Genomic DNA, 25,200 nt, shown 5'->3' with positions numbered 1-25,200 from the left:
GAGAGACCGGCCCATGATATCGGCCCGTCAAGCATCCGGCCTTGCCGACCGCTGAAAGGCCCTGTCAACGACGGGTTTTCGCCGGGGCCGCCTTGTCGCTTCCGGCGGAAAAATCCCGCCGGACGATGCCGTGGCGCTGGAGCTTGTCGTAGAAGGTCTTGCGCGGGATGCCGAGGGCGGCGATCGTTTCCTGCACGTCGCCGTCATGGGCGCTGAGCGTGTCGCGGATGATCTCGGCCTCGAGCCGCTCCAGCCGTTCCGGCAGCGAGCCGGCGCCGCCCGTCTCGGGCGAGGGGCTTTGCGGCGAAAGCACCGCGGACGTCATGCCCAGCACGGTGCGCTCGGCGAAATGGGAGAGTTCGCGCACGTTGCCGGGCCAGTCGTGCTCGCGCAGGTGGCGCAGGATATCGGCCGAAAGACCGGGTGCCGCGCGCTGGAAGCGCCGGGCGGCGCGCTCGGTGAAATAGCTGAACAGCAGCGGAATATCCTCGCGGCGCTCGCGCAGTGGCGGAATGGTGAGGGAAACGACGTTCAGCCGGTAGTAGAGGTCTTCGCGGAAGGTCTTCCGCTGGGCGGGATCGGCGAGATCGACCTTGGCGGCCGCGACGATGCGGATATCCACCGGCCGGACCTCGTTCGTGCCGAGCGGCGTCACCTCGCGCAGTTCGAGCACGCGCAGCATCTGGACCTGCGTGGAAAGCGGCATGCTTTCCAGTTCGTCGAGGAAGAGCGTGCCGCCGCTCGAATGTTCGATGCGGCCGATGCGTTTCTTCTGCGCGCCGGTGAAGGCGCCGGGTTCATGGCCGAAAAGCTCGCTTTCGATCACCTGCTCGGGCAGGGCGCCGCAGTTGAGCGCCACGAAGTTACCCTTCGCCCGGCGGCTCCAGCCATGCAGCAGACGGGCCACGACCTCCTTGCCGCTCCCTGTCTCGCCAGTGACGAGCACGTCGACATCCGTATCGGCGATCTGGCGCAGCGTCTGGCGAAGCCGGTCCATCGCCGGCGTCTGGCCGATCAGGGGGATGTCGTCCTCCGCCTGCCGGACGCTTTCCCGCAGGCGACGGTTTTCCAGGACGAGGCTGCGTTTTTCCGCCGCGCGCTGGACGCACTGGATCAGCCGTTCGGCGGGAAAGGGCTTTGCGATGAAATCGTAGACTCCCTCCTGGATGGCCTTGACCGCCGTTGCGATGTCGCCGTGGCCGGTGACGAGAACGACCGGGATCTCGGCGTCGAGGGCGTGAACGCGCGCGAAAAGCTGGAGGCCGTCCATGCCGGGCATGCGGATGTCGGAGACGACGACGCCGGCAAAATCCGTGTCCAGCAGGTCCAGCGCCTCGGCGGCGGAACCGAGCGGCGACACGGCAAAGCCCGCAAGGTCCAGCGTCTGGGCCGTGGCGCGTAGAAGCTGCCTGTCGTCATCGATGAGGAGAACGGGCGTGCTCATGCATCAGCCTTTCGCAGGTGGACCCGGAAGGTGGCGCCGCGCTCGCCCGTCTCGACCTCCAGCCGGCCGCCATAATCGGAGACGATGTCCTTGGCGATGACGAGGCCAAGGCCGAGGCCCTTTTCCTTGGAGGTGTTGAACGGCTCGAAGAGCGAGGCGAGGATGTCGGCCGGCAGGCCGGGACCGTTGTCGGCCACCGAAACGACGACATCGCTTTTCCCGGCGGCGATGGAGACAGTAACGCGCCCGTCCGCGCGGTCCTCCACGGCCTCGAGGGCGTTCTGGAACAGGTTGATGAAGACCTGTTCCAGCCGCAGCCGGTTGCCGGTCACGCGCAGGCCCTCCGGCAGCGGGGCGACGACCAGGCGTTCGAGCCGGCCGGTGAAGCGGCTGCGCAGCAGCAGGATCGCGCCGTCGATGACCTCCTGCAGCACGACGGGCTCCGCGGCGGTGCGTCCCTTGCGCGCCAGCGCCTTCAGGTCTTCCGTGATGCCGGCGATCCGGTCGGTGAGGCCGGCGATGAGGTCGAGGTTCTCCTGTACCGGCTCCGGCCGGTTGCGCGTCAGAAAAACCTTTGCATTGTCGGCATAGGCGCGAATGGTGGCGAGCGGCTGGTTGATTTCATGGGCGACGCCGGCGGCGACCTGGCCGAGGATGGCGAGCCGGTTGGCCTGCACCAGGTCCTCCTGCACGGCCTGCAGCTTCGTTTCGGTTTCCCGGTGATCGGCAATCTCGGCCTGCAGGTGGTCGCGGGCGAGGCTGAGGTCGCGCGTGCGCTCGATCACGCGGCGTTCGAGTTCCTCGCGCGCCGCCTGATCGCGCGCGGCGTCGGCAAGCGCCGTCTGGCGCCGGCGCAGCCAGAGCGCGGCTATGAGTGTGACCGCGCCGACGGCCATGAGGGCCAGGAGGCGCGCCTCCCGCATGCCGGCGTCGACGGCGCCGCGGGTCGGTATGAGATATTCGAAATGCCACGGCGTCGAGGCGACGGGCGCGGTGATCCTGAGATAGGTCTCCGCGCCGCCGCCCGGCTGGACGGCGCGCAGCAGCAGGCTTCCCTCCACCGGATCGAAGGGGAGGGGGGCGAGGGGCGCCTCGCCGAACTGCAGGCTTTCGCGAATGGCCGCGAGGCTTTCGCCCGGCAGCGGCTGCGTGGTCATGAAGCGCCAGGAGGGGATGCTGGTGATCAGCACCACATGATTGGCATCCACCACGTAGGACGGACGCTGCGTTTCGTGCCAGTCGCGCTCCAGCTGGTCGAATTCCATCTTGACGACGATGACGCCGAGGGGCGCGGCGGCCGGGCCGATCCGGTGCGAGATGTAGAGGCCAGGCCGCTTGCTGACCGAGCCGAGCGCGAAATGCTCCGCCGTGCCCTCCGCCATCGCGCGGGAAAAGTAGGCGCGGAACGAATAGTCGTTGCCGACGAAGCTCGTCGGCTCGCGCCAGTTGCTTGCGGCGATCGCCACGCCCTTGTCGTCGATGGCATAGATCACCGCCGCATTGGTGCCGGCAACCAGTTCCTCCAGCTTGCGGTCGAGGAAGGAGCGCCGGGCGGCGTCGGTGCCTGCCAGGGCCTCCATGACGTCCCGGTCGCGGGACAGCAGGAAGGGAAGGGCTCGCGGGCGTTCCAGAACGGCCTGCAGGAGCGCGACCTTGAGGTTCGCATCGATCCGGCCCTGCGCCTCAAGTCCCGAAAGGGCCGAGGCGCGGCCGTAGAGGCCGGCAGCATAGAGCGCGGCAAGAGTGAGGACGAGGACGGCAATGGCGAATGCCACCCATTGCCGCCGCGTCGCGCGGTCGAGGGCGATCTGGCTGCTCGTCGTCGGAAGCGGGTTCATCGGAGATTTTGAGCATGAAACCGCACGATCCTCAAGAAGAATAGTGCGAAAATCCGCACTCCTTTGCTTTTAGAGATTTGTACGATTTTAAAATGTTTATTTATTACAGTCACTTAAATGAAGAAATGCAAATTGGCACGCCGCTTGCTGAACCTCCTGCGATTGCAGCAAAGCCACCCCGGGAAGAGCCAGTGCGCTGGTTGGGGTGCGAAAGGAGGAAGCCATGCACATCTCGTCTGTCGCCACGCCCGACCGTGGCCCGTTGCCGTTCTACCGCCACCTCTATGTCCAGGTGATCGTCGCCATCGTCGCCGGCATGCTGGTCGGCCACTACTATCCCGATTTCGGCGCCGGCCTGAAGCCGCTCGGCGATGCCTTCATCCGGCTCGTCAAGATGATCATCGCGCCGGTGATCTTCCTGACGGTCGCGACCGGCATTGCCGGCATGTCGGACCTCAAGAAGGTGGGGCGCGTCGCCGGCAAGGCGATGATCTACTTCCTCACCTTCTCCACGCTCGCGCTTGCCGTGGGCATGCTCGTCGCCAATGTCGTGCAGCCTGGCGCCGGCATGCATATCGATCCGGCCTCGCTCGACGCCGATGCGGTGGCGACCTATGCCAGCAAGGCGCATGAATCCACCATCACCGGCTTCCTGATGAACATCATACCGCAGACCATCGTCGGCGCCTTCGCCGAGGGTGACATCCTGCAGGTGCTGTTCTTCTCGGTGCTGTTCGGTATTGCGCTCGGCATGGTCGGCGAGCAGGGCAAGCCCGTCGTCGATTTCCTGCAGGCCCTGACGACGCCGATCTTCCGGCTGGTCGCCATCCTCATGAAGGCGGCGCCGATCGGTGCCTTCGGTGCCATGGCCTTCACCATCGGCAAATACGGCATCGGCTCGGTCGCCAACCTCGCCTTCCTGATCGCCACCTTCTACCTCACCGCCTTCCTCTTCGTTTTCGTCGTGCTGGGCGCCGTTGCCCGGTACAACGGCTTCTCGATCATCGCGCTCATCCGCTATATCAAGGAAGAGCTGCTGCTCGTCCTCGGCACGTCCTCGTCCGAGGCGGCGCTTCCGGGCCTGATGCAGAAGATGGAACGGGCGGGTTGCAAGCGCTCGGTCGTGGGCCTCGTCATTCCGACGGGCTACTCGTTCAATCTCGACGGCACGAATATCTACATGACGCTTGCCGCGCTCTTCATCGCGCAGGCCGTCGACATTCCGCTGTCGATGGGCGACCAGATCCTGCTGCTGCTCGTGGCGATGCTGAGCTCCAAGGGCGCCGCCGGCATCACCGGCGCCGGCTTCATCACGCTTGCCGCGACGCTTTCCGTCGTGCCCTCCGTGCCGGTTGCCGGCATGGCGCTCATCCTCGGCATCGACCGTTTCATGTCGGAGTGCCGGGCGCTGACCAACTTCATCGGCAATGCCGTCGCGACGATCGTCGTCGCCCGGTGGGAAGACGAGCTGGATGTCGCCAAGCTGAATGCGGCGCTGAGCGGCGGCATCGAGGAAACGCCGGTACCAGTGCCGGTCCTGCAGCCGGCGGAGTGATTGCGACCCTCGCCTGAACCCGGAATTTGCAGCCTCCTCAAGGCGCGGCGCTAGGATCGCCGCGCCTTGATCGTGTTCATCACGAAGCTGGTCTCGATCGTGTCGACGCATTTCAGCTTTGCGATCTTGTCCTTGATGAAGCGCTCGTAGTGATCGAGGCCGGCGCTCATCACCATCAGCACATAGTCCCGCGCGCCCGTCACCAGCTGGCACTCGATCACCTCGTCCCAGCCGTTGACGGCCTCCTCGAACATGCGGATTTCGTCGTCGTGCTGGCGGCTGAGGCGGATCGATGCGATGGCGGTCATCGTCCAGCCCTCGACGGCCGGATCGATGATCGTGGTATATCCGCGGATAATCCCGGTTTCCTCGAGGCGCCGCAGCCGGCGCAGGCACGCCGATGCGGACAGGCCGACGCGCTCGGCCAGTTCGTTGTTGGTGATGCGGGCATCCGCTGCAAGCTCGCGCAGGATGCGCCGGTCGATGTCATCTGCAATTTTCTGCGACAATTTTCAGCTTTCCTCGCAAGAAGTTGCTTTAAAAAACAACAAGCCGCACCAAATAGCAAGGAAACGCCGCCGCCTCTGATATAATTTGTCGTTGGAGATCGCTACACGAACGAGGGAGACGTTTCATGACCGCGCCGCATCCGTCGAGAACCCATATCGGCAACCACGCCCTGCATCCCGAAACGCAGATGCTGAACTATGGCTATGATCCCGAGCTCTCCGAAGGCGCCGTCAAGCCGCCGGTCTTCCTGACGTCGACCTTCGTCTTCGCATCCGCCGAGGACGGGCGCGACTTCTTCGACTACGTCTCCGGGCGCAAGGAGCCGCCGGAAGGCAGGGGCGCCGGCCTCGTCTATTCGCGCTTCAACCATCCCAACAGCGAGATCGTCGAGGATCGCCTGGCCGTCTACGAGCGGACGGAAAGCTGTGCGCTGTTCTCCTCGGGCATGTCGGCGATCGCCACCACGCTCCTCGCCCTCGTGCGGCCGGGCGATGCCGTGCTGCATTCGCAGCCCCTTTACGGCGGCACCGAAACCCTGCTGGCAAAGACCTTCCTCAATCTCGGCGTCTCGGCCGTGGGTTTTGCCGATGGCGTCAGCGAGGCGTCGGTGCAGGCCGCGGCGGAGGCGGCGATGCAGAAGGGCCGCGTCTCCGTGATCCTCGTCGAAACGCCGGCAAACCCCACCAACAGCCTCGTCGATATCGCGATGATCCGCCGGGTCGCCGATGCGATCGGCAAGCGGCAGGGCCACGTGCCGGTCGTTGCCTGCGACAACACGCTGCTCGGCCCGGTCTTCCAGCGGCCAATCGAGCACGGGGCGGATCTCTCGCTCTATTCGCTGACCAAATATGTCGGCGGTCATTCGGACCTGATCGCCGGGGCGGCTCTCGGCCGCAAGGCGGTCATGAAGCAGGTCAAGGCACTGCGCGGCGCGATCGGCACGCAGCTCGACCCGCATTCCTGCTGGATGCTCGGGCGCTCGCTGGAGACGCTGCAGATCCGCATGGAGCGGGCGAACAGCAATGCGGCAGCAGTCGCCGAATTCCTGCGCGAGCATCCCAAGGTGGAGGCGATCCACTACCTGCCCTTCTACGACCCCGCATCGCCGGCCGGCCGGACCTTTGCCACTCAGTGCAGCGGTGCCGGCTCAACCTTCTCCTTCGACATCAAGGGCGGGCAGCCGGCCTCGTTCCGGTTCCTCAACGCGCTGAAGATCTTCAAGCTCGCCGTCAGCCTCGGCGGCACGGAATCGCTCGCCTCGCATCCCGCGACGATGACCCATTCGGGTATCCCCGTCGAGGTGCGCCAGCGTATCGGCGTGCTCGAATCGACCATCCGCCTGTCCATCGGCATCGAGCATCCCGATGACCTGGTGGCCGATCTGGTGCAGGCGCTCGACGCGAGCTAGGACTTAGCTCTCCATGGGCCCCTTGCCCTGCCCGTCGAGCAGCCAGGCGATGCTGACCTGCAGGATGCGCGCGAGCATGTCGAGGCGGTTGGCGCGGGGCTCCGCGCGGTCGTTCTCCCAGTTGGTCCAGGTCTCGACCGTCACGCCGGCAATGGCGGAGATCTCTTCGACGGTAAGGCCGACGGCATCGCGCGCGAGCGAAATCCGCCCGCCGATCGTGTCATAGGCCGTGTCGACAGCGGTCCGTGGGGCAAGTGTGGCGTCGTTGTACATGTCGATATCCTTTGTTCGTGGAGGGATGCCCCGCGCGGTTCGCGCGAGGCAGGCTGTCGGTCCTGCGCCGGCGTCAGCCGTCTTCCTTGGCAAGCCAGGCCTTGATCTGGTCGGCATGGTTCGCGATGTACGCGTCTACGGCCTTTTCGTACGAGGTCTCCTGCGCGTCGAACATCGCGGCCTCGAGGTCGCCGATCGGCAGCTTCATGCGCGACAGGAAGGCCGCGACCTCCGGATTGTCCTTGTCGAAATCCTTGCGGGCGATCACGTCGACATGCTCGGCCTTGCCGAGGGCGCCCTTCGGGTCGTCGATGTAGCGCAGCTCGTATTTGCCGAACATCCAGTGCGGGCTCCAGGAGGTGGCGACGAACCATTCCTCTTTGCGGATCGCCCGGTCGACCGTCGTCAGCATGCCGGCCTCGCTGGAGATCTGCAGCTTGTAGCCGTCGAGGCCGTAGTCCTTGACCGCCTGTTCCGAAAGGCGGGTGAGGCCGGCGCCCGGATCGATGCCCTCTACGCTGCCCTTCAGCTTCGCCTTCACGTCGTCCTTCTTCAGGTCCTCGATGGAGGCGATGGCGTCTTCCGGCACATAGGCGGGCACCACCCAGCCGAGCTTCGCGCCGTCATAGACGGTGCCGAGCGTCGTCACCTTGTCCTTCACCTTGGCGAAGTAGTCGGCATGGGTCTGTGGCAGCCAGGCCATCATCATGACGTCGAGGTCGCCGCGGCCGACGCCCTGGTAGAGCGGCGCGACGTCGGTCTGGACGAGCTCGACCTCGTGGCCGAGTTCGTCCTTGATGAGCTTGGCGGCAAGCTTCGTCACGAATTCGGCGTCGGACCAGGCGGCCCAGCCGATCTTCACCGGCGCCTTGTCTTCGGCCAGCGTCGTGCCGGCCGCGCCGATGAACATTCCGGCCGCAAGGCCGAGGGTAACGAGTGTCTTGAACATCTTTGCTCCTTTTGGAAGGTTCGCGTTCGGCGGCGCGCGCCGCCGGCTTTCGGGCGTCAGGCCGTGGCGGTGGACGCCGCCGGGGCCTGCGCCCGGGTTCGGAAGACGGTGCGCCAGAGGCCGGCGCGTTCCTTTCCGAGGCTCTGGGTGATCCGGTCGAGGATCACCGCGAGAATGACGACGGCGATGCCGCCCTCGAAACCGGTGCCGACGTCGAGACGCTGGATCCCGGTCAGCACCGTGTTGCCGATGCCGCCCGCGCCGATCATCGAGGCGATCACCACCATGGACAGCGACAGCATGATCGTCTGGTTGATGCCGGCCATGATGGAGGGCATGGCGTTGGGCAACTGCACCTTGAAGAGCAGCTGCGGGGCCGTGCAGCCGAAGGCGTTGCCGGCCTCGATATATTCCGCATGCACCTGGCGGATGCCCAGATTGGTAAGGCGCACGACCGGCGGCATCGAGAAGATGACGGTCGCGATGGTGCCGGGCACGGCGCCGAGGCCGAAGAACATCGCCGCCGGGATCAGGTAGACGAAGGCGGGCATGGTCTGCATGAGGTCGAGCACGGGGCGTACGACGGCCGCGACCCGGTCGCTGCGCGCCATGGCGATGCCGAGCGGCAGGCCGACGAGCATGGCGACAAGCGTCGAGGCGAGAACCAGCGACAGCGTCTCCATCATGGCGGACCACAGGCCCATATGATCGACGAGCCAGAGCGCGGCGGCGGTGAAGGCGGCAAAGCCGAAGCCGACGCGCCAGAGCGACAACAGCACGAAGATCGCAAGGCCGACAGGCATCGGCGTTGCGAGAAGCGCGGCCTGGATGCCGTTCGTCACCGCGCCGATCACGGCGGCGATGAAGTCGAGCAGCGGGGCGAAGTTGTCGAGGATGTAATTGACGGCGTTGTCGACGCCGTCGCCGATATCGAATGTCATGGATTTTTCTCCGGGCCGGCGGGATCAGGCGGTGCGGTCGAGCGCTTCGAGAAGCGCGGATTTGCTGATCGAGCCGAGGTAGCGGTTGGCCTCGTCGACGACCGGGACCGGAAAGGCGCTGGCGGCGACCTTGCCGAGGACGTTGGCGAGGTTTTCCGAGGCGGGGATCGGCTCGATGCCCGGCAGGAACGCCCGGCGATAGGGATCGCCCGCGCCGTCGCGGCTGGTCTCGATCAGCGATGTGCGGCTGACCATGCCGTGGAAGGTCTTGTCGCGGCCGAGGATGATGGCGACCTCCCGGTCGAAATGCTCCATGCGTTCCAGGGCCGCGGCGGCGGAGACGCCCTGGCGCTCGATGATGGTCACCTGCGTCTTGCGCGCGACGTCCCCGGCGCGGAAGACCTGCGAGACATCGACATTGCGGAAGAAGGAGCGGACATAGTCGTTGGCAGGCTTCAGCACGATCTCGTCGGGCGTGCCGACCTGCACGACCGCGCCGTTCTGCATGATGCAGATGCGGTCGCCGATGCGCATGGCCTCGTCGAGGTCGTGGCTGACGAAGACGATGGTCCGGCTGTGCTCGGCCTGGAGGCGCACCAGCTCGTCCTGCATCTCCGTGCGGATGAGCGGATCGAGCGCGGAAAAGGCCTCGTCCATCAGGAGCACGGTCGGCTCGCCGGCAAGCGCCCGAGCAAGGCCGACGCGCTGCTTCATGCCGCCGGAAAGCTGGTCGGTGCGGCTGTCGTCATAGCCGTCCAGCCCGACGGCCCTGAGCGCGGCGCGGGCGCGCTGCCTGCGCTCGGCCTCGCCCATGCCGGCAACCTCCAGCCCGAAGGCGGCATTGTCGATGACGGTGCGGTTCGGCAGCAGCGCGAAGGACTGGAAGACCATGCTGATGTCGCGGCGCCGGAGCGCGATCAGCTCGCTGCGCGGCATGCGCGCGACGTCGCGGCTCTCGATCTCGATCGATCCTGATGTCGGCTCGATCAGCCGGTTGATGAGGCGCAGCATGGTGGACTTGCCGGAGCCTGAAAGCCCCATGATGACGAAGATCTCGCCGGTGCGGATATCGAAGCTGGCATTGTCGACGCCGATGGTGCAACCCGTGGCCGCGTGGATATCCGCCTTGGTCTTTCCGGCCTTCAGGAGCGCGAGGGCCCTGTCGGGTCGCTCGCCGAAAACCTTGAAGACGTTCTTGATACTGATCTTGATCCCTCGGTCGTTTGCCGAAAGGTCGCTCTCAGTTGCAAAAGCCATATTGTCCTGGGCCCGGCTCCAGAAGCGGGGCGCTCTCCTTTGTTGGTTGTCAGCTGATCAAGCACTCAGCGGGATGAAACACGCGCAAGCCGAAAGGCTTCGCAAAAACGATAGCGCGTCGCAATATGGACACTGTTTGGCACATTGATGCCAAATTGTCCACACGGTAAGAAAAAAATTCTATTATTGAGTTCATTTCAACTTGAAGCCGGAACGATTTCGCGGCGGATTCTGTGGCGCTTGCGCCGCTCGCCGATCTGGCCGCGGGCGGCCCGCCGGCGATATCGCCTTTGCCTCTGGCCCGACAAATATCGCGGCAGGTTCCCCATTCCGCCGAGCGCGGACCCCGGAGATGATTCTTCTTTGCCCCTGCACAAAGACCCTGGTGTTCTTCCGCTGCAATGGACTGGCGACAACCGGAAGAGCCAATCCTTGTGAAGGAGCCAGGATGCAAACCCTTTCCCTTGACCTGACCGTGGCGTCGATCGCCGCGGAACTGCCCGGCGCCGCCGATCTGTTTCGTCGTTCGGCCATCAATTTCTGCTGTGCGGGCAATGTCCCGCTTCGCGCGGCGGCCGAGCGGGCGGGCCTCTCGCCGGAGGAACTGCTGGCCGCGCTGGAGGCGCTCGAACGGGCGGCAGGCCGCGATGCGCCCGAGGAGACCGGACCGCTCATCGACCACCTCCTCACCCGCTATCACGAGACCCACCGCCAGGAATTGGCGTTCCTGATTCCGCTCGCCGAGAAGGTCGAGCGGGTCCATGGCGACCATCCGGCCGCGCCCTCGGGACTGGCCGCGGCGCTGACCGCGCTGCGCGACGAGCTGGAAGGCCACATGATGAACGAGGAACAGCTGGTCTTCCCGATGATACGGCAGGGCGGAGCCACGCGGATCACCCACCCGGTCGCGCAGATGCGCCGCGAGCACGACGATGCCGTCCGGCTCCTCCATGACATAGAGCATGCTGCCCATGGCATGGCCCTGCCGTCCGGCGCCTGTGGTTCGTGGACGGCGCTCTATACGGGGCTCAGGAAGTTCACCGACGATCTCGTGATGCACATGCATCTGGAGAACACGGTGCTCTTTCCACGCTTCGAGGCACCCGTCGCTTGAGGCTGGCGATCCGGCGCCGCGGCTGGGAGCATGTGGCGTCGGCAGATATTCCGGGACCGCGGGCCGGCCAAGGTTTTGGCGCATGACATGAAGATGCCGCGCGGGCGCGGCCCGGACGTTTCCGGACCCGGGGGCCTTTGTCTGCCGCGGCCCTCAGCCGCCCATGCGAAGGGCCGATATGCAGTCGAGGATGCGGGCGGCATGGGTTTGCGCCCGGTCACGCCCCGCTTCGTCGGGAAGGCGCTCTGCAAGATCGAGATAGGCGTCGAGCAAGGCTTCGCTGAGGGCCTGCGGGGTTTCCAGCACGGCCGGTTCCAGCGATGCGAAGGCCGGCGCCGGTGCCGGTGCCGGCGACAGCGGATCGCGGGTGAGGGCGTTCGCGCGGGCACTGGCCTCAGCCGAGAGGTTCGCCAGCACGGCCCCGGCCGGTGCCTGCGCGTTGCCGGCAGCCCTTGCCGAAAGCAGCGCGGACAGCCGTTCCTCGAGGGCTGCGAGCGACCATTGCCGCGCCTCTCCGGACATGGCCTCGCGCTGGAGATGGAAGGCGCGCCGCCGCTCGCGCCGCAGGGTCGCGACATGCGTCAGCTCCTCGCGCGCCATCTGCTCGGCCGCTTCGCGCAGCTGGGTCGAGGGGCTGCGAGAGGCGAGATAGGTCCAGAAGGCGAAGGCGCGTTCCTCGTTGCGCACGGCGATCGAGAAGGCGCGGTAGGCGCTGATGAGTTCCGGCGCGACGAGGGAGGTCCCCTCGTCGTCGAAGGTCGGGTCGAGGCTCCAGCGCACCGCAGACGGGTCAGGCGCCTTGCCGGTCGTGCGTTGCGACCAGTAGGCGACATTGCCGAGATGGCCGCTCTCCTCTTCCACCAGCTTTTCGAACACCGCGGCAAGGTCGTGCCGGCCTTCTTTCCTCATGCGGCCGGCGAGCGAGGCATAGCCCGCGATCGCCTCCTGCTCCATCGCCGCGGCGATGGCGAAGAGCTCTTCCATGGTTTCGACGGTGCCCGAAGGTTCGTTCCCGAGTAGCGGCATCGGCGGCATCTCCCTTGCATGCGCCACTCTCCCATTGCGGATCGGTACGGTGTTTGTGCTGCAACAAATTGCGCAGAGGTATCTTGCCTAGAATGCCGGCATCGATACTCCCTTGCCGGAAAGTGCCATCTTGACGGACCGCCTGCCGACCCCGACCCGCAAAACGATCCGCCCCGCGGCCTGGTTGAGGCACCTTCTGCTGGTGCTGTTCACCCTGCTGGCGACGGTGCCGGCCGTGTCGAGGGCGGAGGCCGCCTCAAGGCTTGCGGAATATCTTCCGAAGGCGCAGCCGGCCGACCTCTTTCCCGGCGCGGACCGTTTCGGCGAGCCGGCGGGCGAACCGCCGATCGCCCCGGTCTGGCAGGGCCAGGCGCTTGTCGGCTACGCCTATCTCAATTCCGATTTCACCAGCGCGACCGGCTATTCGGGCAAGCCCATCCACATCCTCGCCGGCATCGACCCGCAGGGCGTGCTGCGCGGCTTCAAGCTGGTCCATCACCAGGAGCCGATCGTCCTCATCGGCATTCCCGAGGAGAAGGTGGTCGCCGCGCTCGACACGCTGATCGGCCGCGATATCGGCCGCGTCGCCGCGGGCGCGGAGCGGCCGCCGCAGGTGGATATCGTCAGCGGTGCGACGGTGACGGTGCTTGTCATGGGCGACAGCGTCGTGCGCTCGGCCGTGCGGCTCATCCGCAGCGGCCGGCTGGGGGTCGACGCGGCGGCCGGTGCCGCGCCGCCGGCCGAGATCCGCACGCTCAAGGCGGGAGCCGGCGGGGCCCGTTCCTGGGAAGCGCTCGTCGGCGACGGTTCCATCCGTGGCCTCAGCCTGTCCGTCGGCGAGGTAAGCGAGGCTTTCGCGCGCGCCGGCGAGGAGAAGGCCGCGCAGCATCCCGAGACGCGCAGCCCTGAAGACCGTTTCATCTCCCTCTACATCGCGCCTGCCAGCGTGCCGGAGATCGGCCTAAGCCTGCTCGGCAAGGAAGGCTACGAACGGCTTCGCGCAAAATTGCGGCCGGGCCAGCAGGCCATTCTCGTTGCCGGCGACGGGGCCTATTCGTTCAAGGGATCGGGTTATGTGCGCGGCGGCATCTTCGACCGCATCGAGCTGATGCAGGACGGGCAGGGCGTGCGGTTCCGTGACCGGGGGCACACGCGGCTTGCCGATATTGCCGCCGACGGCGCGCCGCATTTCCGGGAGATCGCGCTTTTCACCGTGCCGGAGGATTTCGCCTTCGACGTGACGGCGCCCTGGGAGCTGCAATTGCTGGCGCAGCGCTCGTGGAGCGTGCGCGACAAGGCCGTCCTGCCCTTCGACCTCGGCTACAGCCTGCCGGATCGCTACGTCACCGTGGAAAAGACGAAGCCGGTGCCGGTCGCCACGACCGAAGCCGAACCGCAGGCCGCCGCGACCTTCGAGGGCGAGAACGAACCGCTCTGGATGCAGATGTGGCGCATGAACATGGTCGAGATCGGCATCACCGCTTTCGCGCTGCTGCTGCTCACCGCCATCTTCTTCTTCCAGGACTGGCTCGTTCGCCGTCCCGTGCTGCATGTCTGGGTGCGGCGTTCCTACCTCGTCTTCGTCCTCGTCTGGCTCGGCTGGTATGCCAATGCGCAGCTTTCCGTCGTCAACGTGCTGACCTTCACCAATGCGCTGATCACCGGCTTCAACTGGGAGTTCTTCCTCTCCGCACCGTTGATCTTCATCCTCTGGGCGACGGTGGCGGCCGGGCTGCTGTTCTGGGGGCGGGGGCCGTTCTGCGGCTGGCTCTGCCCGTTCGGCGCCCTGCAGGAGCTCACCAACAATCTCGCGCAATGGCTGAAGGTGCCGCAGATCAAGGTGCCGTTCTGGCTGCACGAGCGGCTGTGGCCGGTGAAGTATATCCTCTTCCTTGGCCTGTTCGGCCTGTCGTTCTACTCGGTGGCGCTTGCGGAGGTCTTTGCCGAGGTCGAGCCGTTCAAGACGGCGATCATCCTTAAGTTCGCCCGCGACTGGCCCTTCGTGCTCTTCGCGCTGACGCTGCTCTCGCTCGGCCTCTTCATCGAGCGCTTCTATTGCCGCTACCTCTGCCCGCTCGGCGCCGCGCTCGCCATTCCCGGCCGCATCCGCATGTTCGAATGGCTGAAGCGCTGGCCCGAATGCGGCTCGCCCTGCCAGCGTTGCGCCAAGGAATGCCCCGTGCAGGCCATCCATCCCGAGGGGCAGATCAACGTCAACGAGTGCATCTACTGCATGCACTGCCAGGAGCTCTACCACGACGACCACCGCTGTCCGCACATGATCCAGGTGCGGCTGAAGCGGGAGAAGTTCGAGCGGCTGTCCTCGCCCGCAACGCGCGGACCGGGGCCGGTTCCGCCGGTCATCACCCACAGGGGCGTCGCCATCGAGAAACCCGATCCGGCTGCCGGATCGCCGAACTGACACCAGAACAAGGAGAGATGCCATGCCACAGGATGAAACGAAAGCAGGTCTGAGCCGCCGCCAATTGCTGGGCTCCACGGCCGTCGCGGCGGGGGCGGTGGGAACCGGCGCGCTCGCCTTCGGCGGGATCACCGCGGCGCCCGCGCTCGCGCAGGCCGCCGCCAGCGGCAACTACGAGGTCAAGCCGGGCGAACTCGACGAATATTACGTCTTCTTCTCCTCCGGCCAGTCGGGCGAGGTCCGCATCGTCGGCCTTCCCTCCATGCGCGAGCTGATGCGCATCCCGGTCTTCAACCGCTGCAGCGCCACCGGCTGGGGGCAGACGAACGAGAGCCTGAGGATCCTGACGGAGGGCATGCTGCCGGAATATCGCGAACTGATGAACAAGCGGGGCGCTGCCGCCTATCTCAACGGCGACCTGCACCACCCGCATCCCTCCTTCACCGAGGGGACCTATGACGGGCGCTACCTCTTCGCCAACGACAAGGCGAACACCCGCGTCTGCCGCATCCGCCTCGACGTGATGAAGTGCGACAAGATCGTCCAGCTGCCCAACCAGCACACGGTCCACGGCCTGCGCGTCCAGAAGTATCCGAAGACCGGCTATGTCTTCTGCAACGGCGAGGACCGCGTACCGGTCCCGAACGACGGCAAGGTGCTCGACGACAAAGCCCATTACCGCTCGATCTTCTCGGCCGTCGACGGCGAGACGATGAAGGTCGCCTGGCAGATCATGGTCGACGGCAATCTCGACAATGTCGATGCCGACTACCAGGGCAAATACGCCTTCTCCACCTGCTACAACTCGGAGGAGGGCGTGAACCTTGCCGAGATGATGGAGGCCGAACAGGACTGGGTGGTCGTCTTCAACCTGAAGCGCATCGAGGAGGCGGTCGCCCGCGGCGAATTCACCGAGATGGGCGGGGTGCCGGTTCTCGACGGGCGCAAGGGCTCGCCGTTCACCCGCTATATTCCGATACCCAACAGCCCGCACGGCATGAACACCGCGCCGGACGGCATCCACATCGTCGCCAACGGCAAGCTCTCGCCGACCGTGACCGTCATGGACGTGCGCACCTTCGACGATTTGTTCGAGGACAAGATCCAGCCGAAGGAGACGATCGTCGCCGCGCCCGAGCTCGGCCTCGGCCCGCTGCACACGGCCTATGACGGCAGGGGCAACGCCTATACGACGCTCTTCATCGACAGCCAGATCTGCAAATGGAACATCGAGGACGCCAAGCGCGCCTACAAGGGCGAGCAGGTCGATCCGATCCGCCAGAAGCTCGATGTGCACTACCAGCCAGGTCATAACCATACCTCCATGGGCCAGACCAAGGACGCGGACGGCAAGTGGCTGATATCGCTCAACAAGTTCTCCAAGGACCGCTATCTCAACGTCGGTCCGCTGAAGCCGGAAAACGACCAGCTCATCGATATTTCCGGCGACGAGATGGTGCTGGTGCACGACAACCCGACCTTTGCCGAGCCGCACGACGCCACCATCGTCCACCACTCGAAGATCGATCCGGTGCATGTGTGGAAGCGTGACGATCCGTTCTTCGCCGATGCGGTAAAGCAGGCGGCGGCCGACGGCATCGACCTGATGGCCGACAGCGAGGTGATCCGCGACGGCAACAAGGTGCGCGTCTACATGACCTCCGCCGCCCCGGCCTTCGGGCTGGAGACCTTCTCGGTCAAGCAGGGCGACGAGGTGACGGTCTATGTCACCAATATCGACGAGGTCGAGGATCTCAGCCACGGCTTTGCCATCATCAACTACGGCATCAACATGGAAGTGGCTCCGCAGGCGACGGCTTCCGTGACCTTCACCGCCGACAAGCCCGGCGTCTACTGGTACTATTGCTCGTGGTTCTGCCATGCCATGCACATGGAGATGAAGGGCCGCATGTTCGTCGAGCCGCAGGCGGCCTGACGTGACGGCCTATCCCGCCACGATGACGATTGCGGTGGCGGCCCTCGTGGCCGCCCTCGCACCGGTCTTCGCGCGGGCGGAGACGATCTCCGTTCCCGCCGGCGCGAAAAACCTGCAGGCGATCCTCGATGCGGCCCGGCCGGGGGATGTGATCCGGCTGCAGGCGGGCGGGCATCGCGGCCCGCTGCGCATCGCCACGGCATTGACGCTGGAAGGCGAGGGCGGGGCGGTGCTGTCGGGCACGGGCACCGGCAGCGTCGTCACCGTCGCCGCACCCGGCGCGGTGGTGCGCGGGCTTGAAATCCAGGGCTCCGGCACGAATATCGGCTCGCTCGATTCCGGCGTCTTCCTCGACAAGGCCGCGACCGGGGCGATCGTCGAGGACAATGCGATCCTCGGCAATCTCTACGGCGTCTACATCAGGGGCGCCAGGGACGCGCTGGTGCGCGGCAACCGGATCGAGGGCATGCGCGAGGGGCGCTCGGCGGAGGCCGGCAACGGCGTGCATCTGTGGAACGCGCCGGGGGCGAAGGTGATCGGCAACGACATCCGCTTCGGCCGCGACGGCATCTTCACCAATGCCAGCCGCCACAACGTCTTCTCCGGCAACCGCATGCGCGACCTGCGTTTCGCCGTCCACTACATGTACACCAACGAAAGCGAGATCAGCGACAACGTCTCGACCGGCAATTCCGTCGGCTATGCCATCATGTATTCCGACCGGTTGACGATCACCGGCAATGTCTCCGATGGTGACCGCGACCATGGCCTGCTGCTCAACACCGCGAAGGGCTCGACGGTATCCGGCAACCGGGTGAAGGGGCGGATGCAGCCGGTTTCCCGCTGGACCAATGCCGGCCGCCAGAGCGACACGCATGGCGTGACCATGGAAAGCGATGCCGGCCACGACGTCGCGGACCGGCGCCTCGGCCCGGAAAAATGCGTCTTCATCTACAATGCCAACCGCAACCGCTTTTCCGGCAACCGCTTCGAGAACTGCGCGATCGGCATCCATTTCACCGCGGGCTCTGAGGGCAACCGCATGAGCGGCAACGCCTTCATCCGCAACCGCAACCAGGTCAAGTATGTCGGCACGCGCTACCTCGACTGGTCGGCGGAAGGGCGCGGCAACTACTGGAGCGACAACCCCGCCTTCGACCTCGACGGCGACGGCATCGCCGACACGCCCTACAGGCCGAACGATCTCGTCGACCGGGTGTTGTGGACCGCGCCGCAGGCGAAAATCCTCACCAACAGTCCGGCCGTGCAGGTCATCCGCTGGGCGCAGAGCCAGTTTCCGGCGCTCCTGCCCGGCGGCGTGGTCGACAGCCGCCCGCTGATGGCCCCGCCGGACGAAGGAATGTGAATGCCATGACCCATCGCATCGACATCCAGGCCGTTTCCAAGGCTTTCGGCGCGTTCAAGGCCGTGCGCGACGTTTCCTTCTCGCTTGCCGAAGGCGAGATCGTCGCGCTGGTCGGCCACAACGGCGCGGGCAAGACGACGCTGATCAAGCTGATGCTCGGCCTCATCCGCCCGACCGCCGGCACCGTCCGCGTGCTCGGCGGCGATCCGGCGGCCGATCCCGCCGTGCGCGCGCGCCTCGGCTACCTGCCGGAAAGCGTGTCCTTCAATCCGGCCCTGACCGGCCGCGAGACGCTGGCCTTCTACGCCGCGCTGAAGCGCGCGCCGCACGGTCAGGTCGCCGAACTGCTCGAACGCGTCGGCCTGTCGCAGGCTGCCGACCGGCGCGTGCGCACCTATTCCAAGGGCATGCGGCAGCGGCTCGGGCTGGCGCAGGCGCTGCTCGGCGCGCCGCAGGTCCTGCTGCTCGACGAGCCGACGACCGGCCTCGACCCGGCGCTCCGCCGCGATTTCTACGGTTTCCTCGACGAACTGCGCGCAGGAGGCGCGACGATCCTGCTGTCCTCCCATGCGCTCAGCGAACTGGAGGGGCGGGCCGACCACATCGTCATCATGGGGCAGGGCGTCAAGATCGCCGACGGCACGCTGGACGAGCTGCGCGGCATCGCGCGGCTGCCGACGCGCATCCGCGTGCGCCTTGCCGAGGGCGAGGAACGGCGGCTCGAAGGGGACGCGGACTGGCGCCCGGTCAACGGCCATATGCTGGAAATCGACGCCGCGCCGGAGGACAAGCTGGCGCTGCTGCGCGCCGCCGTCGGCGCCCGCATCGCCGATCTCGACGTGACGCCGCCGACGCTCGACGAGCTCTATGCCCATTTCCAGGACAGGCAGCGGGAGGCCGGCCAATGAGGACCATCCTCGTCATCGCGCGCAAGGAAATCCAGGAGGGCCTGCGCAACCGCTGGGTCCTCGCGACCACGCTGCTTCTGGCGACGCTCGCGCTCACCCTCACCTTCCTCGGCAGCGCGCCCACCGGCAATGTCGGGGCAAGTGCGCTCGACGTGATCGTCGTCAGCCTGTCGAGCCTGTCGGTGTTCCTCGTGCCGCTCATCGCCCTCCTCATCTCGCATGACGCCATCGTCGGCGAGGCGGAGCGGGGCACACTCCTCTTGCTGCTCAGCTATCCGCTGGCGCGTTTCCAGGTGATTGCCGGCAAGTTCATCGGGCATCTGGCGATCCTCGCCTTCGCCACGCTGATCGGCTACGGCGCGGCGGCGCTCGCGCTCGGGCTTGGCGGCGGTGCCGGGCTCGCCGCCGGCTGGCCGGCCTTCGCCCTCCTGATCGGCTCCTCGGTGCTGCTCGGCGCGGTCTTCATCGCCATCGGCTATCTCGTCAGCACGCTCGCCGGCGAGCGCGGCATGGCGGGCGGCATCGCCGTCGGTGTGTGGCTGGTCTCCGTGCTGGTCTACGACATGGCGCTGCTCGGCCTCCTGGTCGCCGACCAGGGGCGCACGGTCACGGGCGGGCTGCTCAATGCCCTCCTTCTGCTCAACCCGACCGATGCCTATCGCTTGCTCAATCTCGGCGGCGAGGCGGGGGCGATTTCCGGCATGGCCGGGGCAGCCTCGCTCAGTGCGCCCGCGCTTGTCGCCGCGCTCGCGCTGTGGGCGGCGCTGCCGCTTGCCGCCGCCATGCTGGTCTTTTCAAGGAGAGAGGCATGAAACGCATGCTCGCCACCCTCGTTCTCGTCCTCGTCGCCGGCTGCTCGGAGCAGCCGGCCGAGGTGCCGCAACCCTTCGCCCTGACGGAGGAGGCGATCGGCCGCTATTGCGGCATGAACGTGCTGGAGCACGAAGGCCCCAAGGGCCAGATCATCCTGTCGCAGATTCCCGAGCCGATCTGGTTTTCCTCGGCGCGCGATGCGGTCGCCTTCACTCTTCTGCCGGACGAGCCCAAGGCCATCGCCGCCATCTACGTCTCGGACATGGGCACTGCTGCGAGCTGGGCGCAGCCCGGCGCCGAAAACTGGATCGATGCCCGCACCGCCTTCTACGTGATCGGCAGCGCACAGCGCGGCGGCATGGGCGTCGCCGAGACCATTCCCTTCTCCAGGGAGACGGACGCGCGCGATTTCGCCGGAAAGCATGGCGGCGAGGTGGTCGGCTTCTCGGATATTCCGCCCGGCTATGTGCTGGGCGACGGCCAGGCGGCCGACGGAGCGGCGCCGCAGCGCCAGGAGGAAGGGCAATGACCATGGGCGCAGGCCCGACCCGTCGTCGTTTCATCATGCTTTCGGCCGCTGCCGCCGGCACGGCGCTTTGCCCGCTCGGCGCAGGCGCCGGGTCCAGGGCCGTCCGCTGGCGCGGCCGCGCCCTCGGCGCGCCGGCGGAAATGATCCTCCACCATCCCGACCGGGCGCAGGCCGCGCGGCTGATCCGGCGCGTCGTTGCCGAGATCGATCGCCTTGAGCGCATTTTCAGCCTTTACCTGCCGGATTCCGCGCTCGCCACACTCAATGCCCGGGGCGCGCTCGCCGATCCGCCGGCCGAACTGGTGGACCTGCTGGAGCAGAGCCATGCCGTCTGGCAGCAGAGCGACGGCCTGTTCGACCCGACCGTCCAGCCCTTGTGGCTGCTTCATGCCCGGCATTTCTCCGCTCCCGGTGCAGATCCTGCCGGCCCTCCGCGCGACAGCATCAAGGAAACGTTGCGCCGCGTGGGCTTCGGGCACGTCGCCTTCGACCGAAACCGTATCGCCTTTCGCAGGGCGGGCATGGCGCTGACGCTCAACGGCATAGCGCAGGGCTACATCACGGATCGGGCCGTGGAGATCCTGCGCGCCGGCGGCGTGGTGCACACGCTCGCCAACCTCGGTGAAATCCGCGCGCTCGGGCCGCGCGAGGATGGAACGCCCTGGCGCGCCGGCATCGCCGGAACGGATGCGCGCGTCGACCTCGTCGACCGCGCGATCGCCACCTCCGGGACGAATGGTTTCCGCTTTGGCGGGCCGGGCTCCCCGAGCCACCTGCTCGATCCCCGGACCGGCGTTTCGGCGGGTCGCCACGACAGCGTCAGCGTCGTCGCGCCGACCGCCGCGGCCGCCGACGCTTTCTCCACCGCCTTCAGCTTCATGGACGGCGACGGGATCGCGGCCGCGCTGCGCACGCTGCCGGGCATCGAGGTGCATCTGCGCGAGCCGGGCGGAGGGTATAGGCACATCGCCTGACGCTCCGGAACGGGCGCCGGCAACAAGGTCGCGGGCGCTGACGTGTTTATGCGTTGATCGTCACGACGCGGTTGCGGCCCGTCCGCTTGGCTTCGTAGAGCGCATTGTCGGCCCGCAGGATCGCCGAGCCGAACGGCTCTTTCGATGGATCGGCGAGCGTGGCGCCGATGCTGACGCTGAGCGGGATCGCGGTACCCTCGATGTCGAAGGGCGAGGCATGGATCGCTGTGCGGATGCGCTCGGCCAGTGTTCCGGCCGCGGCCGGCTCCCCGGCGGTCAGCAACAGGGCAAATTCCTCACCGCCAAGCCGCGCGAAGCGATCGTCCGGGCGCGCGACCTCCTGGCAGCGGCGGACGAATTCCATGAGGACGAGGTCGCCCGCACGATGGCCGTGCGTGTCGTTGATCGATTTGAAATGATCGATGTCCAGCATGAGCACGCCCATGGAGCGGCCGCTGCCCGCCCTCGAGAATATCTCCTCCGCCTCCTCGAAGAAGCGCCGGCGGTTCAGGATGCCGGTCAGCGGGTCGGTGTCGGCAAGGGCCTTGAGCTGCTCGGCATAGGCGCGCTCCTTCGTGACGTCGATATAGAGATTGACGTTGAAGTTGCCGATCGTCCTGTGGCGGAACTGGATGCGCCGCTCCGTTCCGCTCGCCGTCATGACATTGAGGTCGAACGGCGTCATCTCGCGGTTCTCGCGGCGGGCCGCTTCGATGGACGAATGCCAGTGCGATCGGGCAAACTCGCGATATTGCGGGTCGGGATAGGCCAGGCGCCACCAGTCCTCGATGCTCTCGATCTCGTCCTGCGTATAGCCGAAGAGCGCCTTGAACGTCGCATTGGCGAACTGGATCTGGTCGTCCGTGCTGGCGATCTCGAAGCCGAAGGGCAGCCAGTCCAGAAGCGAGACGACATTCTCCTGCCAGCCGGCGAGGGAGACGGAGCCTTGCGGCGGCGCATCGGTGAAGGTGAACAGGCGCACGAGCTCGCCCTCGATCGCAAGCTTGGTGACCTGCACCATCAATACGCGTTCCTGTCCCTGCACCATGGCACGGATCAGGAACGGTTCGCCGGGCACGCCGATCGGGGCGACACTCCATATCTGCGAGAGGAGAATGCTCGCCTCGCGGCCGACGAGATCCTCCATCGGCAGGTCTTCGAAGGCATCCAGCCCCAGCCCGAACAGAACCGCGGCATTGGCATTTGCCCGGCGCACATGCAGGGTGCCCTTTTCGACAAGCACCATCGGTGCACCGACGCACCCCATCCAGAAATCGACTTCCTCACGGGACCTGCCGTGGGGAACATCGTTCGTCTTGGTTCGCTGCGACGCTGTACTGCTCATGCGATCCGCTACCCATCGTCGTCTGTGCCAGGCCACGGAGACCCTCCGCGCCCGAGGATAATCACCTAACGTAAGAAAAGGCTTAAGCGGCGGGAGGCTTCCCCTGGCCGATCCTCACCCTATCGCCAGGATGCCGTCGTTTGGCATAATTTGCCCATTGGAAATTCGCGCCAGCGACCTATAATTTCGTTTGCAGGTTCGTTTATCTTCGTTTTGAATGCAGCCTGCTTCGCGACGAAGCGAGCCGAGGCGGGATCGAGGAGGATCTCCCTTCGGAACGGGTCGTTCCAGCGGCTGGAACATCAGGGAGGAACCATGTCCAATCGTCTCATCGCTGCCTCGACAGCGGCTATCACCCTTTCGCTCCTGTTTGGATCGAGTGCCCTTGCCGCCACCGAACTGCAATGGTGGCATGCCATGACCGGCGCCAACAACGAGGTCGTCGACCAGCTGGCGAAGGAATTCAACGACAGCCAGAGCGAGTACAAGGTCGTACCGGTGTTCAAGGGAACCTATCCCGAAACACTGAATGCCGGCATCGCGGCCTACCGCTCCAAGCAGCCGCCCGCGATCATCCAGGTGTTCGACGCGGGCAGCGGCGTGATGATGGGGGCCGAGGGCGCCATCGTGCCGGCCGCCGACGTGCTGCAGAAGGGCGGCTACACGTTCGACAAGTCGCAGTATCTCGCCGGCATCGTCGCCTATTATTCCAAGCCGGACGGCACCATGCTGTCCTTCCCCTACAATTCGTCCTCGCCGATCCTCTACTACAACAAGGACGCCTTCACGAAGGCGGGGCTCGACGCGGAGAATCCGCCGAAGACCTGGCCGGAAGTCTTCGAGGCCGCCAGGAAGATCAAGGCGAGCGATGCTTCGAAATGCGGCATCACCTCCACCTGGCTGACCTGGATCCAGACCGAGAATTTCGCGGCCTGGAACAATGTCGCCTATGGCACGAACGAGAACGGCCTCGGCAGCACCGATGTGAAGCTCGAGTTCAACGCGCCGCTGTTCGTGGAGCATTTCCAGGCCATTGCAGACCTCGCCAAGGACGGCACGTTCCGCTATGGCGGGCGCACCTCGGAAGCCAAGCAGCTCTTCATGTCGGGCGAATGCGCGATCCTGACCGAATCCTCCGGCGGCCTCGGCGATATCGTCAAGTCCGGCGTGAACTACGGCATCGGCCAGCTGCCCTATTACGAAGGCCACGGCCCGCAGAACACCATTCCCGGCGGCGCCAGCCTCTGGGTCTTCGGCGGCAAGAGCGACGAGGAATACAAGGGCGTCGCGCAGTTCTTCAATTTCCTCTCGCAGACGCAGATCCAAGCCCGCCTCCACCAGGTCTCCGGCTACCTGCCGGTCACCAATGCGGCCTATGAGGAAACCAAGAAATCGGGCTTCTACGAGAAGAACCCGGCCCGCGAGACGCCGATCCTGCAGATGATCGGCAAGGCGCCGACCGAAAACTCCAAGGGTGTGCGCCTCGTCAACCTGCCGCAGGTGCGCGACATCATGAACGAGGAGTTCGAGGCGATGCTGGCCGGTTCGCAGGATGCGAAGACGGCGCTCGACAAGGCCGTCGAACGCGGCAATGCGGCCATCGCCGAGGCGATCGGCAACTGAGCGTAGGATGCGTCATGCCGCCTGCTTCCCTCGGGATGCGGGCGGCGGACGGCACGTCTTGACCTGTCGCTTCGGGAGCCTGCCTTGCACACTGTCGCCTTCCCCAACAAGATCCTGCCCTATCTCCTGGTCGCGCCCCAGATCATCCTCACCGTGGTCTTCTTCTTCTGGCCGGCGAGCCAGGCGATCTACCAGTCGACCCTGCGCGAGGATCCGTTCGGCCTGAAGAGCGGCTTTGTCGGGCTTGCCAATTTCTCCGCCGTGCTTGCCGATCCCAACTACCTTTCCTCGCTGCAGGTCACCGTGATCTTCAGTATCCTGACGGCGCTGGTGTCGATGGGCGTCGCGCTGCTGCTGGCGACCGCCGCCGACAGGGTGGTGCGCGGCCAGACGCTCTATCGCACGCTGCTGATCTGGCCCTATGCGGTGGCGCCGGCCGTCGCCGGCATGCTCTGGCTCTTCATGTTCAACCCGGCCATGGGCACGCTTGCCTATCTGCTCCGGCGCAACGGTTTTGGCTGGGATCCGCTTCTCAACGGCGACCAGGCCATGGCGCTCATCGTGGTTGCCGCGGCCTGGAAGCAGATCAGCTATAATTTCCTGTTCTTCGTCGCCGGCCTCCAGGCGATCCCGAGATCGCTGATCGAGGCGGCTTCCATCGACGGCGCGCGGGGTGCGCGGCGCTTCTGGACCATCGTCTTCCCGCTTCTTGCGCCCACCACCTTCTTCCTCCTGGTGGTCAACACCGTCTATGCCTTCTTCGACACGTTCGGCATCATTCACGCGGTCACCGGCGGCGGTCCCGCCAAGGCGACCGAGACGCTGGTCTACAAGGTCTACAACGACGGCTTCGTCAACCTCAACCTCGGCTCCTCCGCCGCGCAATCGGTGATCCTGATGATCATCGTCATCGCGCTGACCGCCTTCCAGTTCCGCTTCGTCGAGAAGCGCGTGCACTACGGGTGAGGA

General features: G+C 66.0%; 21 protein-coding genes. 12 read left to right on the top strand and 9 right to left on the bottom strand.

The features are described from left to right. Positions 1-64 precede the first annotated feature (64 nt). On the bottom strand, positions 65-1,444 hold the full coding sequence (locus tag AABF56_RS30305; RefSeq protein ID WP_272808702.1) for a sigma-54-dependent transcriptional regulator: 1,380 nt from the start codon (positions 1,442-1,444) through the stop codon (positions 65-67). After that, the gene (locus tag AABF56_RS30300) at positions 1,441-3,282 is read right to left on the bottom strand and encodes a sensor histidine kinase (RefSeq protein ID WP_272808703.1); all 1,842 of its coding nucleotides are present in this window, start codon (positions 3,280-3,282) and stop codon (positions 1,441-1,443) included. Before AABF56_RS30300 ends, AABF56_RS30305 begins: the two co-directional genes overlap by 4 nt. A 223-nt stretch (positions 3,283-3,505) precedes the next feature. Between AABF56_RS30300 and AABF56_RS30295 the strand changes: the two genes are divergently transcribed. Next, positions 3,506-4,837, top strand: coding sequence for a dicarboxylate/amino acid:cation symporter (locus AABF56_RS30295; RefSeq protein ID WP_272808704.1), 1,332 nt, complete (start codon positions 3,506-3,508; stop codon positions 4,835-4,837). A gap of 50 nt (positions 4,838-4,887) precedes the next feature. Here AABF56_RS30295 and AABF56_RS30290 read toward each other — a convergent pair whose 3' ends face one another. After that, positions 4,888-5,346 (bottom strand): Lrp/AsnC family transcriptional regulator, encoded by a 459-nt coding sequence (locus AABF56_RS30290; protein ID WP_272808705.1) that lies wholly within the window; start codon positions 5,344-5,346, stop codon positions 4,888-4,890. 125 nt (positions 5,347-5,471) lie between these two features. On the opposite strand from AABF56_RS30290, the gene AABF56_RS30285 reads away from it, so the two are divergent. Further along, positions 5,472-6,755, top strand: a complete 1,284-nt coding sequence (locus AABF56_RS30285) for a cystathionine gamma-synthase family protein (RefSeq protein ID WP_244768750.1) — start codon at positions 5,472-5,474, stop codon at positions 6,753-6,755. 3 nt (positions 6,756-6,758) lie between these two features. Here AABF56_RS30285 and AABF56_RS30280 read toward each other — a convergent pair whose 3' ends face one another. The 4 genes from AABF56_RS30280 to proV form a co-directional block, all read right to left on the bottom strand. Next, positions 6,759-7,028 (bottom strand): helix-turn-helix domain-containing protein, encoded by a 270-nt coding sequence (locus AABF56_RS30280; protein WP_244768751.1) that lies wholly within the window; start codon positions 7,026-7,028, stop codon positions 6,759-6,761. 73 nt (positions 7,029-7,101) lie between these two features. Then, positions 7,102-7,977 carry a glycine betaine ABC transporter substrate-binding protein gene (locus AABF56_RS30275; RefSeq protein ID WP_272808706.1) on the bottom strand — a complete coding sequence of 292 codons (876 nt, stop codon included), beginning with the start codon at positions 7,975-7,977 and terminating at the stop codon, positions 7,102-7,104. A gap of 56 nt (positions 7,978-8,033) precedes the next feature. After that, positions 8,034-8,918, bottom strand: coding sequence for an ABC transporter permease (locus AABF56_RS30270; protein ID WP_272808707.1), 885 nt, complete (start codon positions 8,916-8,918; stop codon positions 8,034-8,036). Positions 8,919-8,942: 24 nt separating this feature from the next. Next, entirely contained in the window at positions 8,943-10,175 is a 1,233-nt protein-coding gene (proV, locus tag AABF56_RS30265; RefSeq protein WP_272808708.1) for a glycine betaine/L-proline ABC transporter ATP-binding protein ProV, read from the bottom strand. 448 nt (positions 10,176-10,623) lie between these two features. On the opposite strand from proV, the gene ric reads away from it, so the two are divergent. Continuing rightward, positions 10,624-11,289, top strand: a complete 666-nt coding sequence (ric, locus tag AABF56_RS30260) for an iron-sulfur cluster repair di-iron protein (RefSeq protein WP_272808709.1) — start codon at positions 10,624-10,626, stop codon at positions 11,287-11,289. Positions 11,290-11,442: 153 nt separating this feature from the next. Here ric and AABF56_RS30255 read toward each other — a convergent pair whose 3' ends face one another. Then, entirely contained in the window at positions 11,443-12,315 is an 873-nt protein-coding gene (locus tag AABF56_RS30255) for a ferritin-like domain-containing protein (protein ID WP_272808710.1), read from the bottom strand. Positions 12,316-12,457: 142 nt separating this feature from the next. Here AABF56_RS30255 and AABF56_RS30250 point away from each other — a divergent pair, with 142 nt between their 5' ends. Genes AABF56_RS30250 through AABF56_RS30220 form a run of 7 tightly spaced genes read left to right on the top strand, consistent with a single transcriptional unit; the run spans position 12,458 to position 21,263 of the window. Next, the gene (locus AABF56_RS30250; protein ID WP_443021263.1) at positions 12,458-14,737 is read left to right on the top strand and encodes a 4Fe-4S binding protein; all 2,280 of its coding nucleotides are present in this window, start codon (positions 12,458-12,460) and stop codon (positions 14,735-14,737) included. A gap of 22 nt (positions 14,738-14,759) precedes the next feature. Then, a complete protein-coding gene (gene nosZ, locus AABF56_RS30245; RefSeq protein ID WP_272808711.1) occupies positions 14,760-16,673 on the top strand; it encodes a TAT-dependent nitrous-oxide reductase in 1,914 nt (637 codons plus the stop codon). 22 nt (positions 16,674-16,695) lie between these two features. Continuing rightward, on the top strand, positions 16,696-18,039 hold the full coding sequence (locus AABF56_RS30240; RefSeq protein ID WP_272808774.1) for a nitrous oxide reductase family maturation protein NosD: 1,344 nt from the start codon (positions 16,696-16,698) through the stop codon (positions 18,037-18,039). Between the two features lie 5 nt (positions 18,040-18,044). Then, positions 18,045-18,947, top strand: a complete 903-nt coding sequence (locus AABF56_RS30235; protein WP_244768758.1) for an ABC transporter ATP-binding protein — start codon at positions 18,045-18,047, stop codon at positions 18,945-18,947. Beyond that, the gene (locus AABF56_RS30230; RefSeq protein ID WP_272808712.1) at positions 18,944-19,759 is read left to right on the top strand and encodes an ABC transporter permease; all 816 of its coding nucleotides are present in this window, start codon (positions 18,944-18,946) and stop codon (positions 19,757-19,759) included. The genes AABF56_RS30235 and AABF56_RS30230 overlap by 4 nt, the downstream gene beginning before the upstream one ends. Further along, the gene (locus tag AABF56_RS30225; RefSeq protein ID WP_272808713.1) at positions 19,756-20,289 is read left to right on the top strand and encodes a nitrous oxide reductase accessory protein NosL; all 534 of its coding nucleotides are present in this window, start codon (positions 19,756-19,758) and stop codon (positions 20,287-20,289) included. The genes AABF56_RS30230 and AABF56_RS30225 overlap by 4 nt, the downstream gene beginning before the upstream one ends. Then, entirely contained in the window at positions 20,286-21,263 is a 978-nt protein-coding gene (locus AABF56_RS30220) for an FAD:protein FMN transferase (RefSeq protein WP_272808714.1), read from the top strand. The genes AABF56_RS30225 and AABF56_RS30220 overlap by 4 nt, the downstream gene beginning before the upstream one ends. Before the next feature lie 46 nt (positions 21,264-21,309). Here the strand turns inward: AABF56_RS30220 and AABF56_RS30215 are convergent, their stop codons facing one another. After that, complete coding sequence (locus AABF56_RS30215; protein ID WP_244768762.1) at positions 21,310-22,608, bottom strand: GGDEF domain-containing protein; 1,299 nt, start codon at positions 22,606-22,608, stop codon at positions 21,310-21,312. Between the two features lie 315 nt (positions 22,609-22,923). Between AABF56_RS30215 and ugpB the strand changes: the two genes are divergently transcribed. Both ugpB and ugpA read left to right on the top strand, forming a co-directional pair. Then, on the top strand, positions 22,924-24,231 hold the full coding sequence (ugpB, locus tag AABF56_RS30210; protein WP_272808715.1) for a sn-glycerol-3-phosphate ABC transporter substrate-binding protein UgpB: 1,308 nt from the start codon (positions 22,924-22,926) through the stop codon (positions 24,229-24,231). An 84-nt stretch (positions 24,232-24,315) separates the two neighbouring features. After that, a complete protein-coding gene (ugpA, locus tag AABF56_RS30205; protein ID WP_244768764.1) occupies positions 24,316-25,197 on the top strand; it encodes a sn-glycerol-3-phosphate ABC transporter permease UgpA in 882 nt (293 codons plus the stop codon). Positions 25,198-25,200 lie beyond the last annotated feature (3 nt).

Source organism: Shinella sp. WSC3-e (assembly GCF_945994535.1).
GTDB classification, from domain to species: Bacteria; Pseudomonadota; Alphaproteobacteria; order Rhizobiales; family Rhizobiaceae; genus Shinella; species Shinella yambaruensis.
The sequence above is the reverse complement of the archived record's forward strand: the minus strand, read 5'-3'. Positions and strand labels throughout refer to the sequence as shown.